This is a genomic window from Victivallis sp., assembly GCF_048170485.1.
Lineage (GTDB): Bacteria > Verrucomicrobiota > Lentisphaeria > Victivallales > Victivallaceae > Victivallis.
Window position 1 is genome coordinate 1 of the sequence record NZ_DBEXAY010000112.1, and the last position, 13,729, is coordinate 13,729.

A 13,729-nucleotide genomic window follows, 5' to 3' on the forward strand; every position below is an offset into this window, starting at 1 on the left:
CTGCGGTGCGCCAACACCCTCGACGCCTGCTGGGGCTACCGCAACGAACGCTACCTTTTCTTCGGCCGGATTGCCGCCCGCGTTGACGATCTGTTTCACCTGATTCCGGCACGGCTGACGCTTCTTGCGGTCGCCATTGCCGCGCCGCTGGTCGGCGGGAGAATTTCCCGCACGCTCCGGACCGGATTCCGCCACCGCCACGACCACCCCAGCCCCAACTCCGCGTGGGGGATGGGCTCGTTCGCCGGAGCGCTCGAAATCCGCCTCGGCGGCCCGACCGTCTACGGCGGAATTCCGGAGCCCTACCCCTTCTGGGGCGACGGCCGGGCGGAACTCACGACCGGCGATCTCCTTCGGGCAGAACGGCTCACCACCGCTTCCACACTCGTATTCTGCATTCTTCTTATCATCGGGGTGTCGCTGTGCAAATAAGACAGATTCTGCTCATCCGCCACTGCGAAGTGCCCGACGAATACCGCGGGCGCTACATCGGTTCGACCGATGTGCCGCTCTCGGAAGCCGGACGCGCCGCCGCGCGGAATCTCGCGCCGCAACTCGCCAGCTTCGCCCCGGAAACGGTCGTTTCCAGTCCGCTCCGGCGCGCCGTTGAGACCGCCGAACTTGCCGCGCCGGGCCGTGAAATCCGGTTCGATCCCCGGCTGACGGAGATCGATTTCGGCGCATGGGAGGCGCTCACCTTTGCGGAGATCGAACAGCGCGCCACGCCGGAGGAGCTCCGCTGCTGGAGCGAATCCCCGGGCGAAATGCGCTTCCCCGGCGGGGAGAGTTTCCCCGCCTTCCGGCGCCGGGTCGACGCGGCGTTCGCCGAACTCTTCGCCGGAACCGCGGGCGAAATTGTCGCCGTCGTCACCCACGGCGGTCCCGCCATGCGGATTCTCGCGACACTGCACCATCTGCCCGCGGAACGGCAGCACGAACTCCTGCCGCCGCGCGGAAGCATCACCGTTCTCAACTTTCATCAGGGAGTGTTCCAGCCATGAAAAACCGTCTCATTCTGGTGACCGGCGGCGCCCGCAGCGGCAAGAGCCTCTTCGCCGAACAGCTCGTCACCGAAACGGCGAGCCGCAAATTCTACCTTGCCACCTGTCCGGTGTTCGACGGCGAACTCGCCGAACGCATCGCCCGCCACCGGGCGCGGCGCGAAGAGGGGCACTGGCAGACCATTGAGGAGCAAATCGACCTCGGGTCCGCCCTCCGTCAGGCGGCGGATTCCGGCGGCGACGGCATTCTCATCGACTGCCTGACGCTCTGGATCAACAACCTCTTCTTCCGGGCGGAACAGGAGAAACGGGAGTTCGGCGAAGCGGAAATGGCCGCCGAATGCGACCGGCTGATTCCCGAACTGCGCGCCTTCCCCGGCATCGTCGTAGCCGTCCTCAACGAGGTCGGTATGGGGATCGTGCCGGAGTCGCCGCTCGCCCGCCGGTTCCGCGACTGTTCCGGGCGCTGCGGCCAGAAAATCGCCGCCGCCGCCGATGCGTTGTATTTCACTGTCTGCGGTATCGCACAAAGGATCAAATAATCATGAAACTGCTCGAAGAAACGCTCCGCTCCATCGAACCGGCCGCCCCCGAATTCCGCCGCCGTGCCGAAACGCGCATCCTCAACTTCGCCATGCCCCCGTGGGCGCTCGGGCGGCTGCTCGACCTCGCCGTCGATCTCGCCGGAATCACCCGCAGGGAAACGCCGCCGGTCGCACGCAAACGGATCGTCCTGATGGCCGGTGACCACGGCATTGTCGAAGAGGGGGTCTGCCCCCAGCCCTCGTCGATCACCGCGCAGGCGGTCCGCAACTTCGTCCGCGGCGGCGGCGGCATCGGGGTGCTCACCCGCGAGGCCGGCGCCGAACTCACCGTGGCCGACTTCGGCGTCGATGACGACCTCTCCGACCTGGTCCGGGCGGGCGTGCTGGTGGACTGCAAGGTCGCCCGCGGCACCGCGAACTTCTCCCGAGGTCCGGCGATGAGCCGCGAGCAGGCGGTCGCCGCACTCGAAAACGGCATCCGCCTCGCCCGCGAACTTGCTCCGGAGACCGACCTCTTCGGCACCGGCGAAATGGGCATCGGCAACACGTCGCCTTCGTCGGCGATCATCGCGGTGCTTTCCGGCGTCGACGTCCGTTCGGTGGTCGGCCCCGGCGCCGGACTCGCCGCCTCGCGGCTCGATCACAAGGCGGAGGTGATCCGGCGCGGCATCGAATGCAACAAGCCCGATCCCGCCGACGGCATCGACCTGCTCGCCAAGCTGGGCGGCTTTGAAATCGGCGGCATCGCCGGGCTGATCCTCGGCGCGGCCTCGCTTCGCAAACCGGTGCTGATCGACGGCTTCATCTCCAGCGCCGGAGCTTTGATCGCGGCGACCCTCTCGCCCGCCGCGCGCGACAGCATGATCCTCGCCCACGGCAGTGCCGAACCCGGCCACCGCATCATGGCCGCCACCCTCGGCAAAAAGCCGCTGCTCGACCTCGGCATGCGTCTGGGCGAAGGGACCGGCGCGGCACTCGCCATGCACCTCGCCGACGCCGCCGTCGCGCTGCTGCGCGAAATGGACTCCTTCGAGCACGCCGACGTCTCCCGGGAGGGGCTCCAATGAGACCGTTTCTTGCCGCCCTCTCGGTGCTGTCGGTCCTGCCGCTCGGGAAATTCGCGGCCACGGAACAGGATCTGAAACGCGCCCTGCCCTTCTTTCCGGTCGCGGGGCTTCTCTTCGGCGCCCTCGGCTGGGGCGCGGCGGAACTTCTCACGCGGGGCTTTCCCCCCGCCGTCGCCGCGATGTTCTGCGCCGTTCTGCCGGAGGCATTGACCAAGGGGTTCCACCTCGACGGTCTCGCCGACACCGCGGATGGCTTCCTCTCCGGCCGCACCCGGGAGCGCAAGCTCGAAATCATGCGCGACAGCCGGACCGGTTCGATGGGAGTCGCCGCCGTCTTCGCCCTGCTCGGCCTCAAGGCGGCCGCCTGCCTCTCGTTCCCGCCGGAGCTCCTGCCCGCCGCCTTCGGCCTATCGCTCCTGGCCGGCCGCTGCGGCCTGCTCTTCCACATCGCCACCAGCCGTTACGCCCGCCCCGACGGGCTCGGCGGCATCTGGTTCCAGATCAACCCGTATCCGGCCCTCGTTCCGGCGACGCTCTTCCCCGTCGCGGCGGGGTGGCTCCTCTTCGGAATTCCTGGCGTCGGCGCGGTGCTGGCCGTGCTCCTCTGCGCCGCGCTCTGGAGTCTCGTGACGAAACGGGTGATCGGCGGCGCAACCGGGGACACCATCGGCTGCAGCGAAGAGTGTTCGGAACTCCTTCTGCTGCTCGCCCTGCTCCTGCTTCTGCCCCGCTGAACCGGCAGAATGGCGGCATGAGACGCGGAAAAATTCACCTTGCGAGGTGGATTTTTTCCCCATCGCCTGTATATTGAATAAAAAGGAGCCGGAACACGTGAAGATCATCCAGTTGATTCCCCGCCTGCCGCGCGCGGCGGAACACGATTTCTTCGCCGCCGTCTGCCGCGAACTGGAGCGTTCCGGCGACACGGTGCGGATTCTCTCGCTCCTCCCCGGCCCGGTCACTCCGCCCGGCGTGCCCTTTTCGGCACTGCCGGAGCGCCTCCTCCCGTGGCCCGGCGCCGGACGCAGCCCCGAACTTCTGGCCGACCTGCGGGAATACTGCCGCGACGCCGATCTGCTCCACCTGCACGGCGCGCTTCTCTACCCGTTGCGCTACGCGGCGGCAATCCGGCGGGAGTTCTCCTGCAAAGTGGCCTGGTCGCCGGGAGAAAGCTGTGGGGGGCTCCTGCGGCTCTGCGGCCCGCTCCGTCGCGCCGCAGTCGATTTTCTGCTCGCCCGCACTCCGGATGAGCAGCGGTGTTTTGCGAACGGCCGGTTTTGCCGTGCGCCGGAAGAAGTTCCGGAGTGGCCCGCATTCTACCGGAAGCTGATCGAGGGGCACCCCCATGACTGAAGAGCGCGAACTCAAACACTCCTTCGCCCCGGTCGCCCGGCCCGACGCACGCTTTCTGATCCTCGGGTCGCTCCCCGGCGAGGAATCGCTGCGGCAGGCTCAGTATTACGCCCACAAGCGAAACGCATTCTGGCGCATCATGGGCGAACTCTGGAATTTCGATCCGGCCCTCCCCTACGCCGAACGGCTCGAGGCGCTGATGCTTCACCGGATTGCACTCTGGGATGTGGCCGGTTCCGGCTTCCGCCCGGGCAGTCTCGACAGCAACCTCAAACTTGAACGCCCCAACGACATTCCGGCTTTGCTGGCGCGCTGCCCCGGCATCCGGAGGATCGGCTGCAACGGCGGGCGCTCCTATGAACTCTTCCGCCGCTGTTTCCCGGAACTTGTCCGGACCCCGGCGCTGGAGGTCGTGCGCCTCCCCTCCACCAGCCCGGCGGCGGCGCTCTACTCGTTTGAAACCAAACGGGAAGCGTTCCGCCGCTTCTTCGCCGGAGGAGACGCCGCCCGATGAGTTTTCACCTCTACACCGGCAACAAGCTCGAACGTCTGGCGGAGCTCTACCTCGACGCGGTGTTCCGCCACCCGCCGGCGGATCCCTTCACCCCGGAAACCATCGTCATCCAGACCCAGGGCATGGCCGACTGGCTGACCCAGTTTCTCGCTGCAAACGGCGGCATCGCCGCCAATCTCGAGCTGCCCTATCTGGAGAATTTCGTCCGCCGCACCATGCTGCAGTGTTTCGACCCGGCGACGGCGGCGGCGTTCCGGCGCGACAGCGAACTCTTCTCGCAGGAGGTGATGGCGTGGCGGCTCGCCGCTTTGCTCGAGGATGAGGCGCACCGCGTCCCGGAACTCGCCCGCTACCTCACCGGCGACGCCAGAAAACTCCTCCAGCTCGCCGCCAAAATCGCCGGACTCTTCGACCAGTATCAGGTCTACCGGCAGGAGGAACTGCTCCGCTGGGCCGCGGGCGAAAGGGGCGCCGAACGCCACCTCTGGCAGAGAAATCTCTACCTCGCCCTGCGCGAAAACGGCGCGGAAGGGCGGGAATTCTATTTTCAGAAGTTCTTTCAACTGAACGCCGCGGGCAGACGGGTTCCGGAACGGGTCAGCGTCTTCGGCGCCGGAGCGATGCCGCCGATCTACCTCGGGTTCTTCCAGCACCTTTCGCGTTTCCGGGAAGTGAATTTCTTCTACCTCAACCCCTGCCGGGAGTACTGGGGCGAACGGCCGGCGAAGATCTCCGACGCCGAATTCGACCAGAATCCCCTGCTCGCCTCGTTCGGGCGGCAGGGACGCGAATTCTTCAACCGGGTGATCGAACTCCACGAACTGTGCCACACCGTGGAGGAGACCGCCTTCGAAGAGTATGTTCCCGGCGGCGAGGCCGGTCCGGAATACCCCTCCTACACGATGCTCACCGCACTGCAGGAGGACATCCTCTCGCTCCGGCTCCGGCGGCCGGACGGCGACGGCTTTCTGGTCGGCAAACCGCTCGCGATCCCGCCGGGCGACCGTTCGGTGCGGGTGTTCAACTGCCACGGCATCCGCCGCGAGGTGGAGGTTCTGCACGAACAGCTGCTCACGCTGATGAACGGCAAACTCGATTCCGCCCCGCCGCAGCCGCGCGAAATCATCGTCATGGCGCCGGACATCAACCAGTATGAACCCTACATCCGCGCGGTGTTCGACCAGGGGCCGCTGGCCGGGGAGTACTCCATCTCCGACCGCAGTCTCCGCTCCGCCGGTCAGCTCGCCGACACCTTTCTCCGACTGCTCGAACTGCCTGCGGAGCGCTTCGAAGCATCGGAGGTGACCGCACTTCTGGACCAGCCCGCACTCCGGGCACGGTTCAACATTCCGGAGGAGGCCCTCGAAACCATCTCCCGCTGGACCGGCCGGGCCGCCATCCGCTGGGGATTCGACGCGGAGTCCCACCGGAAATTCTGCGGCGTGCCGTTCGAAGAGTTCACCTGGAGCCAGGGGCTGGATCGGCTTCTGCTCGCCTTCGCCATGACCGAAACGCCGGATTCCGAGGCCGCCGAAGGCCTCCGGGAACTCGGGGCGATTCCGGAGGGAGAGGCGGATCTGCTCGGCAACTTCATCCGTTTCGTCCGCCAGCTCGCCGCGCTCGGCCCGGAACTCGCCCGCCCCTGTTCCCCCGCCGAATGGCAGACCCGGTTCAACCGGATTCTCGACAGTTTCTTTCTCTCCAGCCGGGAGACGGCGGCGGAGCTGGCGGCACTGCGCGCCAGTTTCGCCGCGTTCGCCGAAACCGCGGCCACAGCCGGATACAATCGCCCGATCCCGGTGGACGCCGCCGCCGACCGCCTTGGTTCCGCCCTCGAAGAACCGGTCCGGGGAGCCAGTTTTCTGCGGGGGAAGATCACCTTCTGTTCGCTGGTGCCGCTGCGGAGCATCCCGATGCAGGTGGTCGCCATCCTCGGCCTCAACGAAGGGAAGTTCCCCCGGCGGGAAAACAAGCTCGGTTTCAACGTGCTGGCCACCCCGCGCCCGGGCGACCGCTCCCGGCCGGCAGAGGACCGCTATCTCTTTCTCGAAGCGATTCTCTCCGCCCGGCGCAACCTTCTGCTCTTCTATCAGGGCAGAAGCCTCAAGGATGGCTCCGCACTCCCGCCCGCGGTGCCGTTGACGGAATTTCTCAACTGCATGCAGCAGAGTTTCCCCGGCTTTCAGGTGAGCGAAACCAGACTGCAGGGGTTCCATCCGGACGGGTTCCGGCCGGACTGCGGCCTCGATCTGCGCTCCTACTCCGCCGGGAACTGCCGCGCGGCGGCCGCCCTCGCCGGAGCCGCCGCCGCACCGCCGCCGTCACAGACCGGCCGACGCCCCGCGCCGCTGCCGCCGGAACCGCTGCCGGAGTCGATTCCCCTCGACGAACTCGAGCAGATGTTCTCCAACCCCTGCCGGTGGTTTTTGAAAAACCGGGCGGGCACCCGGTTCCTCGAAGAGGAGCTGACGCTGGCGGATGACGAACCCATCGTGCTCGACCCGCTGGAACACTACCAGCTCCGCACGGCAATCGATCAAGCCCTGAACCGGCAGGAGGACCCGGCGAAGCTGAAACGCTCTCTGCTCCGCGGCGGCCGACTGCCGCTGGGCGAAAACGGCGAACTCCTCTTTTTGCAGACGCTGGAGACGATGAAACGCTGCCCCGCCCCCTGGCGCGAGGAACGGCTGCCCGGCCCGGATCACCGCATCCTCATCGATCTTGCCGTCGGCGGCACCCGCCTCACCGGCATCGCCGACGGCGACGCCCTCCGGCGGGAACACTGGTTCCGCCGCTGTTCGGGCATGACCTGGACCAGTCTGGTCTCACTGCATCTGCGGCACCTTCTGCTCAACGTGCTCTTTCCGGAAGGGGTGGTCTCGTTCGCCCTCTTCTTCGAACACAAAACGTTCTGCGAACGGACCATTCCGCCGCTGCCCGCCGCAGAGGCGGAAGAAAAACTGTTGCGGTTACTCGAATCGTTCCGGGAGGGAATGCGCCGCCCCCTGCCGGTGTTTGCCAGAGCCTCCGCGGCCTACGCCGATTCCAAAAAACGAAGCGATGCAGAGCGGAAACTCGCCGCCATCAAAGAGTTCCGTTCCTCCCGTCAAGCCGACCGCCCCGGCGATCTCGACGATCCGGCCATCGCCCTCTGTTTCAATGAGGCGGATTTCAACGATCCGGCGGTGTTCTCTGAATTCGCCCGGCTGACGGATGAGCTCATGCCGCCACTGCAAAAGGAGATCTCATGAGCACCCCCGCCGCCACCGCAAACAACAGCTCCTCGCTCGACTGGCCGCTCGACGGCATCAATCTGGTCGAAGCCGCCGCCGGAACCGGGAAGACCTACAACATCGAAACCCTCGTGCTCCGGCTCCTGCTGGAACGGGCGTTGCCGATCACCTCGCTTCTGGTGGTGACCTTCACCGAAGCCGCCGCCGCGGAACTGCGCACCCGCATCCGGAAACTGCTCCTCCAGTGCTTCGACCACCTCGTCAACCGTCAGCCGTGCGACGACGACCGGATTCCCCTGCTGCTCGACCGCATCGACGCCTGGAACCGACCGGAACCCGCCGACCTGCTCCGGCAGGCGCTGACCGACTTCGACGACGCAGTCATAAGCACCATCCATGGATTCTGCTCCAGAGTGCTCAAGGAGAATGCTTTCGAAAGTGGCGTCCGCTTCGAGAACAACGTCGAGAGCGACTGCGATGAGCTGCTCCGGCAATGTTCGATGGATTTTTACCGGAAATATTTCTACGCGCCGGAACACGCCGTCCTTCTGGCCGCGCTCGGCACTCACCTCAAACTGACCCCCGAAGCGTTGTTTCAGGTCGCGCAATACCGGGTAAAACGGGAGTCGCTCACGTTCCGCGCCTCCGTTCCGCTGAGGGAAACGGAAACGATCGGCGAACGGCTCGACCGGCTGGCCAGGCAACTCGAACGGCTCCGCACCCTGCCGGAACGTCTGCCGGTCGAGGAGTGTGCGGGATTCCTCAAAAAACCGTTCCGCAAGGAGGATTTCGACCTCTACAACGCGGCTCTGGACGCGTTCCGCCGCACCGGGGCGGCGACGCCCGCACTTCTGGAAACCCTCTCGCTGTTCCGTCGCGACACCCTCGAAAACAGTCTCAGCAAGGGGGGCGGCAAACCGGCCCTGCTCGCGGCCGCGCTCGATACGCCGGAAATGCGGATGCTCGATGAATTTTCCAACGAGCTCGAAGGCTTCCGCGCCCTCTTCCTGCTCCGCGGCGCCGAATTCGCCTTCCGGCGGCTCGAAGAGCTCAAGCGCGATCGCAACCTCATGACCTTCGACGACATGCCACGGCTGGTCCGCGACGCGCTCGATCTCCCCGGCAGTCCGCTGGCCGGACAGCTCCGCCAGAAGTTTTCCGCCGGAATCATCGACGAATTTCAGGACACCGACCCGGTTCAATACCGCATCTTTCAGAAGCTCTTTGTGGAAGCGGAACCGCAGAAGACCCTCTTTCTGGTCGGCGATCCCCGCCAGGCGATCTACTTTTTCCGCGGCGGCGATCTCGCGACCTACCTCCGCGCCCGGAACGACGTGGAGCCGGGCCGCGTCTATTCGCTCGACACCAACTACCGCTCCTCCCCCGGCATGATCCGGGCGGTCAACCGCATTTTCGGGCGGGAGCACAACGCCCCCTTCGCCGTTCCTCCGGAGGTGCTGACCCTGCCGGAGATCCACGCCCCCGGCAACGGGGAGGCCGGTGAGGAATCCTCCCCCTCCCCGCTCCGGATCTACCGCGATCCCGAGCTTCACACCGAGAGCTGGCCGAAGTACTGCGCCGAACTCGCGGTGAGAATGCTCAACGCTCCGGAAGCGGCCCTCCCCGATCCGGATGACCGGACCAGCTCCCGACGGCTCCGCCCCGGCGACATCGCGATTCTGGTGCGGAACCGGTACGAGGCCGCCGCCATCCGTCAGGCCCTCGCCCTCCGCGGCATCGCCACTGTGTTCACCCGCAGTGACTCCATCTACCATGCCCCGGAGGCCGGAGAACTGCTCACCTTTCTGCAGGGGGTCGCCGCCGGAAGTGATTCGCGCCGGATCATGAACGCCCTAAGCACTCCGGTCGGCGGCTGTTCGCTCGATCAGCTGCTCCGGCTCCAGCAGCCGGAGGGGGAGGAGGAACGGCTCGCCCTCCAGCAGAAGTTCCGGATTCTGGCGAAAGAGTGGATCGAAGGATCCTTTCTGAAAATGTTCACCCGGCTGCTCCGGGAGTTCGACGTCGCGCCGCGGCTGCTCGCCCTTCCCGGCGGGGAGCGGCAGGTCTCCAACCTGCTGCAGCTGGGGGATCTGCTCCAGCAGGAGAGTTTCCGGCGCGGGCTCGGCATGAACGCACTGATCCGCTTCCTCGCCGGAAAGATCGAGAATCCCGGCGACAAACAGCCGCCGGAGGAGGAGCTTCAGCAGCTCGAAACCGAACGGAGCGCGGTGAAGATCATGACGCTGCACGGCAGCAAGGGGCTGGAATTCCCGGTCGTATTGCTCCCGACCCTCTGGCTCTGCGTCGCCTCCTCGAACCGGTCACAGCAGCACGGCCCCTATCACAACGACCGGGGCCTGCTGGAATACGACCTGAGCGATTCGCCGGAAACCCGGTGCGCGGAGCAGAACGAGCGCATGCAGGAACAGCTCCGGCTCGCCTATGTCGCCCTCACCCGCGCCAAGTACCGCTGCGCCCTCTTCTGCGGAACCCACGGCAGAACCCGGCCGGAGGATTCCCCCATCGAATGGCTGTTCCGCATGAAGAACGCCGGGCTTGAGGAGCTGAAGGACTGTGCCGGGAGCACCCACGCCCGGCGCGACCTGCCGCTGGAGATTCCGCCTGAAATGGCGGAGCCGCTCCCGCCGCTCACCGGAGAGATTTACCATCCAGACGCCGAACCAGCGCCGGAACCGGTTCTCGTGGAGTGGGGAAATGCCGTCACGCCCGGCTGGATCTGCGCCAGTTACTCGAAACTCAAACCGGCGGACGACACGCCGGTACCGCCGCTGGAGAGTCCGGCGGCCGATTATGACGACGAACTCCCCGGCGACGCTCCGGCGGAAGAGGCGGACGACGCCGGACCTTTCGCCCTCCCCGGCGGGAAAGAGGCGGGGAACGCCATCCACAAGACTCTCGAAATCATCGACTTCTCCATCAGCAAAGAGGCGGTGCGCGGCGCGGTGACTCCTCAGCTGGAGATCCACGGCCTGCTCCGCGACCCGCTCCGGCGCGAGACGGTGATTGAATCGGCTTCGGAACTGATCTGCAACGCGCTTCATTCGCCGCTCCCGGCAGGAGACGGCACCAGCTTCACCCTGTCGGAGATTCCGGCGGAAAAACGGCTCTCGGAGCTGGAATTCACCTACGCCTTTCACCGCGCCTTCACCACCGGCGATCTCAAGCGGCTGCTCGACGGGTTTCTCCGCGAACGGTTCGGCGCGGTCGAATATCCGGAGTGGGAACGGGCGGTTTCCGGCGGATTTCTCAACGGAATCATCGACCTGGTGTTCGAACACCGGGGGAAGTTCTACATCGTCGACTGGAAAACCAACCGCGCCGGCAACGACCTTGCCAACTTCTCCCCGGAAAAACTCCGCCGCGAAATGTGGCACACCTTCTATTTCATGCAGTATCTCATCTACACCGTCGCCTGGGTCAAATACCTTCGACAGCGTCTCGGCCGGTTCGAGGAAACGGACTACCGCGACCGCTTCGGCGGTGTGTTCTATCTCTTTCTGCGCGGCCTCTCACCGGAAGTCCCCGGCCGCGGCGTCTACTTCGACAAACCGGAGTTCCGGCTGATCCGGGAACTGGAGGCCGTCATCGGGTAACGTATGAATCAGGACATCGCCGCACTCTCTTCCCAACTGGCCGCCACCGGCGAATTCAAGGCGATCGATCTGGAATTCGCCGCCGGAATGCTCCGGCTCTGCGGCACGGATTCCGCCCCGGAGCTCTTCCTCGCCGCCGCACTCGCCTGCCGGGCGGTCCGTTCCGGACACAGCTGCTGTCTGCTCGAAGAGTGGGCGGAAAAACTCCTCCAGCCCGCCACCGGCACGCCCCTCCGTCTGCCCGGATTCGATGCGTGGATCGATGCGCTCCAGCGCCCGGAATACGCCGCCGCATTCCGCCGCACCACCGGGAACATGGAGACTCCGCTTCTGCTCGACACAGGAGGGCGGCTCTATCTGCAGCGCTGTTACCATGCGGAGGCGGTCGTCGCCGACGAGGTTCTCCGCCGCCATCAGCAGGAGCCCGCCATCCCGGAACTTCCCGCCGGACGGCTCCCCCGGCTGCTGCGCAATTTCCGCACCGCCCCCCCGGGCGAACCGGACTATCAGCAGATCGCCGTCTGCGCCGCACTCGCCAACTCCTTCACCGTCATCACCGGCGGCCCCGGCACCGGGAAAACCACCGTCGTCGCCGCGCTGCTCGCCCTCGAGCTGGAACGCCGTCCGGATCTGCAGATCGCCCTCTGCGCCCCCACCGGCAAGGCGCAGGCGCGCCTGCGCGAATCGCTCCTGCAGGACGGCGCGAAACTCGCCCTCGACGACCATCCGGAAATCCGGCAGAAACTTGCGGAACTCCCCGCCTCGACCATCCACTCCCTGCTGCGCCCCGATTTCGAGACAGGCGGATTCCGCTTCAACCGCGAACACCCCCTGCCCTGCGACCTCATCGTCGCGGACGAGTGCTCGATGATTCCGCTCTCGCTGATGGCCGCGCTCCTCGAAGCGCTCAAGCCGGACGCCAGGGTGGTACTGCTCGGCGACAAGGATCAGCTCGCCTCCGTGGAGTCCGGCGCCGTGCTCGCCGACCTCTGCGACAGCGCCGAGCGCAACGCCTTTTCTCCGGCGGTCCGCCGGTTCGCCGAACTTCAGACCGGCATTCTCCCCGACGCGGTCACCCGGAACCTTCCGCTCTCCGGCGCCGTCGCCGAACTCGTCCGCAACCACCGTTTCGCCAACGCGCCGCAGATCGGCAAAATCAGCACCGCCATCCGCAATCTCGCCGACGGGAAAGCCCCGGAACTCGCCGCCGAAATCGCCCGGCTCGACTGCCCGGACTTCCGCACCCGACCGCTCTCCCCGGTCTCCTTCGAGGCGGAACTCGCCGCCGAAATCAGCCGTCCGGAGCCGGATGGAACCGCCTTCCGCGATCTGAAGCGACTCGCCGCCGACGGCGGAGACGCCGCGCTGGAGACCGCCTTCCGCCAGCTCGACGCCTTCCGCATCCTCGCCGCGGTGCGCAAAGGTCCGTACGGAGTCGAACAGCTCAACGAACTCATGCGCCGTCTCACCGGCCTCGAAGCGGACTATGCGCCGGGACTGCCGCTTATCATGCTCAGAAACGATCCGGAAACCGGCCTCAGCAACGGCGACATCGGCATCGTCTGGAAATCCGCCCGCCATCCCGGCAGCATCGAAGTGCGCTTCCCCGGCCGGGCAAACGGATTCCACCCGGTCGAACTGCCGGAACACGAGTGCGTTTTCGCCATGACCGTCCACAAATCCCAGGGGTCGGGATTCGACCGGGTTCTGCTGGTGCTCCCCGATCAGGAGTCGCCGGTTCTCACCCGGGAACTGCTCTACACCGGCATCACCCGCGCGAGACGCCGCGTCGAACTCCGGGCGGAGGAATCGATCCTCGCCGCCACCCTCGCCAACCGGACCATCCGCCGTTCCGGCCTCGCCGCCCGGCTGGCCGAACGCGCCGGACGTCTTCAGTAACTCCGGCGGCAGCGGGCCGCGCTCAGCGCGATTCCCAGCATCAGACAGCAGCCGATGAGCGAACTGCCGCCGTAGCTGATGAGCGGCAGCGTCAGCCCGGTCGGCGGTAGAAGACAGAGATTCACGCTGATGTGCACCAGCGACTGAATTCCGATCAGCGCCGCCGCTGACAGAATGTAGAGCCGGGCGTCGAACTCCAGATCGAACCGGTTCGCCAGCACCACCAGCGACGCGATCAGCAGGGCAAAGCCGAGGTAGACCGGCAATGTGCCGAAAAATCCGAGCGTCTCCGCCATCGTCGCAAACGCCGAATCGTTGTAGGAGAGCGGCAGATAAGCGTTGCTCCAGACGGCGTGCCCGAGCTTCTCCCCGAAGAACTGCCCGCGCGCAATGGCCAGCTCAAACTGCCGGACATGCCAGCCGCTGCCCAGCGGATCCAGTTCCGGTTGAAACAATCCGGTAATCCGCCGCCAGGCGTAGGGGTGGCTCCAGACGAAAAGCGC

Annotated in this window: 11 protein-coding genes; 10 read left to right on the top strand and 1 reads right to left on the bottom strand. The window is 66.1% G+C overall.

Annotated elements, in window-relative coordinates; genetic code table 11:
* The 10 genes from ACMLHG_RS05945 to recD all read left to right on the top strand — a co-directional run.
* The coding region (locus ACMLHG_RS05945) for a cobalamin biosynthesis protein (RefSeq protein WP_417169896.1) at positions 1-432 on the top strand (432 nt) is incomplete at its 5' end.
* The gene (locus tag ACMLHG_RS05950) at positions 423-1,001 is read left to right on the top strand and encodes a histidine phosphatase family protein (RefSeq protein WP_417169897.1); all 579 of its coding nucleotides are present in this window, start codon (positions 423-425) and stop codon (positions 999-1,001) included. The genes ACMLHG_RS05945 and ACMLHG_RS05950, both read left to right, overlap by 10 nt.
* Positions 998-1,543 carry a bifunctional adenosylcobinamide kinase/adenosylcobinamide-phosphate guanylyltransferase gene (gene cobU, locus ACMLHG_RS05955; protein ID WP_294433040.1) on the top strand — a complete coding sequence of 182 codons (546 nt, stop codon included), beginning with the start codon at positions 998-1,000 and terminating at the stop codon, positions 1,541-1,543. The genes ACMLHG_RS05950 and cobU overlap by 4 nt, the downstream gene beginning before the upstream one ends.
* 2 nt (positions 1,544-1,545) lie before the next feature.
* Positions 1,546-2,613, top strand: a complete 1,068-nt coding sequence (gene cobT / locus ACMLHG_RS05960; protein ID WP_417169898.1) for a nicotinate-nucleotide--dimethylbenzimidazole phosphoribosyltransferase — start codon at positions 1,546-1,548, stop codon at positions 2,611-2,613.
* The gene (gene cobS / locus ACMLHG_RS05965) at positions 2,610-3,347 is read left to right on the top strand and encodes an adenosylcobinamide-GDP ribazoletransferase (RefSeq protein WP_417169899.1); all 738 of its coding nucleotides are present in this window, start codon (positions 2,610-2,612) and stop codon (positions 3,345-3,347) included. Before cobT ends, cobS begins: the two co-directional genes overlap by 4 nt.
* 97 nt (positions 3,348-3,444) lie before the next feature.
* Positions 3,445-3,966, top strand: coding sequence for a hypothetical protein (locus ACMLHG_RS05970; RefSeq protein WP_295807865.1), 522 nt, complete (start codon positions 3,445-3,447; stop codon positions 3,964-3,966).
* Positions 3,959-4,480 (top strand): DNA-deoxyinosine glycosylase, encoded by a 522-nt coding sequence (locus ACMLHG_RS05975; RefSeq protein WP_417169900.1) that lies wholly within the window; start codon positions 3,959-3,961, stop codon positions 4,478-4,480. The genes ACMLHG_RS05970 and ACMLHG_RS05975 overlap by 8 nt, the downstream gene beginning before the upstream one ends.
* Positions 4,477-7,731 (top strand): exodeoxyribonuclease V subunit gamma, encoded by a 3,255-nt coding sequence (gene recC, locus ACMLHG_RS05980; protein ID WP_417169901.1) that lies wholly within the window; start codon positions 4,477-4,479, stop codon positions 7,729-7,731. The genes ACMLHG_RS05975 and recC overlap by 4 nt, the downstream gene beginning before the upstream one ends.
* The gene (gene recB, locus ACMLHG_RS05985) at positions 7,728-11,327 is read left to right on the top strand and encodes an exodeoxyribonuclease V subunit beta (protein WP_295807871.1); all 3,600 of its coding nucleotides are present in this window, start codon (positions 7,728-7,730) and stop codon (positions 11,325-11,327) included. Before recC ends, recB begins: the two co-directional genes overlap by 4 nt.
* Before the next feature lie 3 nt (positions 11,328-11,330).
* A complete protein-coding gene (gene recD / locus ACMLHG_RS05990) occupies positions 11,331-13,226 on the top strand; it encodes an exodeoxyribonuclease V subunit alpha (RefSeq protein WP_417169902.1) in 1,896 nt (631 codons plus the stop codon).
* Here recD and ACMLHG_RS05995 read toward each other — a convergent pair.
* Positions 13,220-13,729 (bottom strand): FtsW/RodA/SpoVE family cell cycle protein (locus tag ACMLHG_RS05995; RefSeq protein ID WP_417169903.1); only part of this gene is annotated, 510 nt, incomplete at its 5' end. The two genes, recD and ACMLHG_RS05995, sit on opposite strands and share 7 nt — an antisense overlap.

Coding starts and splice junctions, on each gene's coding strand:
- cobS (WP_417169899.1), top strand. CDS start 2,610: ATGAGACCGTTTCTTGCCGCCCTCTCGGTGCTGTCGGTCCTGCCGCTC.
- cobT (WP_417169898.1), top strand. CDS start 1,546: ATGAAACTGCTCGAAGAAACGCTCCGCTCCATCGAACCGGCCGCCCCC.
- recB (WP_295807871.1), top strand. CDS start 7,728: ATGAGCACCCCCGCCGCCACCGCAAACAACAGCTCCTCGCTCGACTGG.
- cobU (WP_294433040.1), top strand. CDS start 998: ATGAAAAACCGTCTCATTCTGGTGACCGGCGGCGCCCGCAGCGGCAAG.
- recD (WP_417169902.1), top strand. CDS start 11,331: ATGAATCAGGACATCGCCGCACTCTCTTCCCAACTGGCCGCCACCGGC.
- ACMLHG_RS05975 (WP_417169900.1), top strand. CDS start 3,959: ATGACTGAAGAGCGCGAACTCAAACACTCCTTCGCCCCGGTCGCCCGG.
- recC (WP_417169901.1), top strand. CDS start 4,477: ATGAGTTTTCACCTCTACACCGGCAACAAGCTCGAACGTCTGGCGGAG.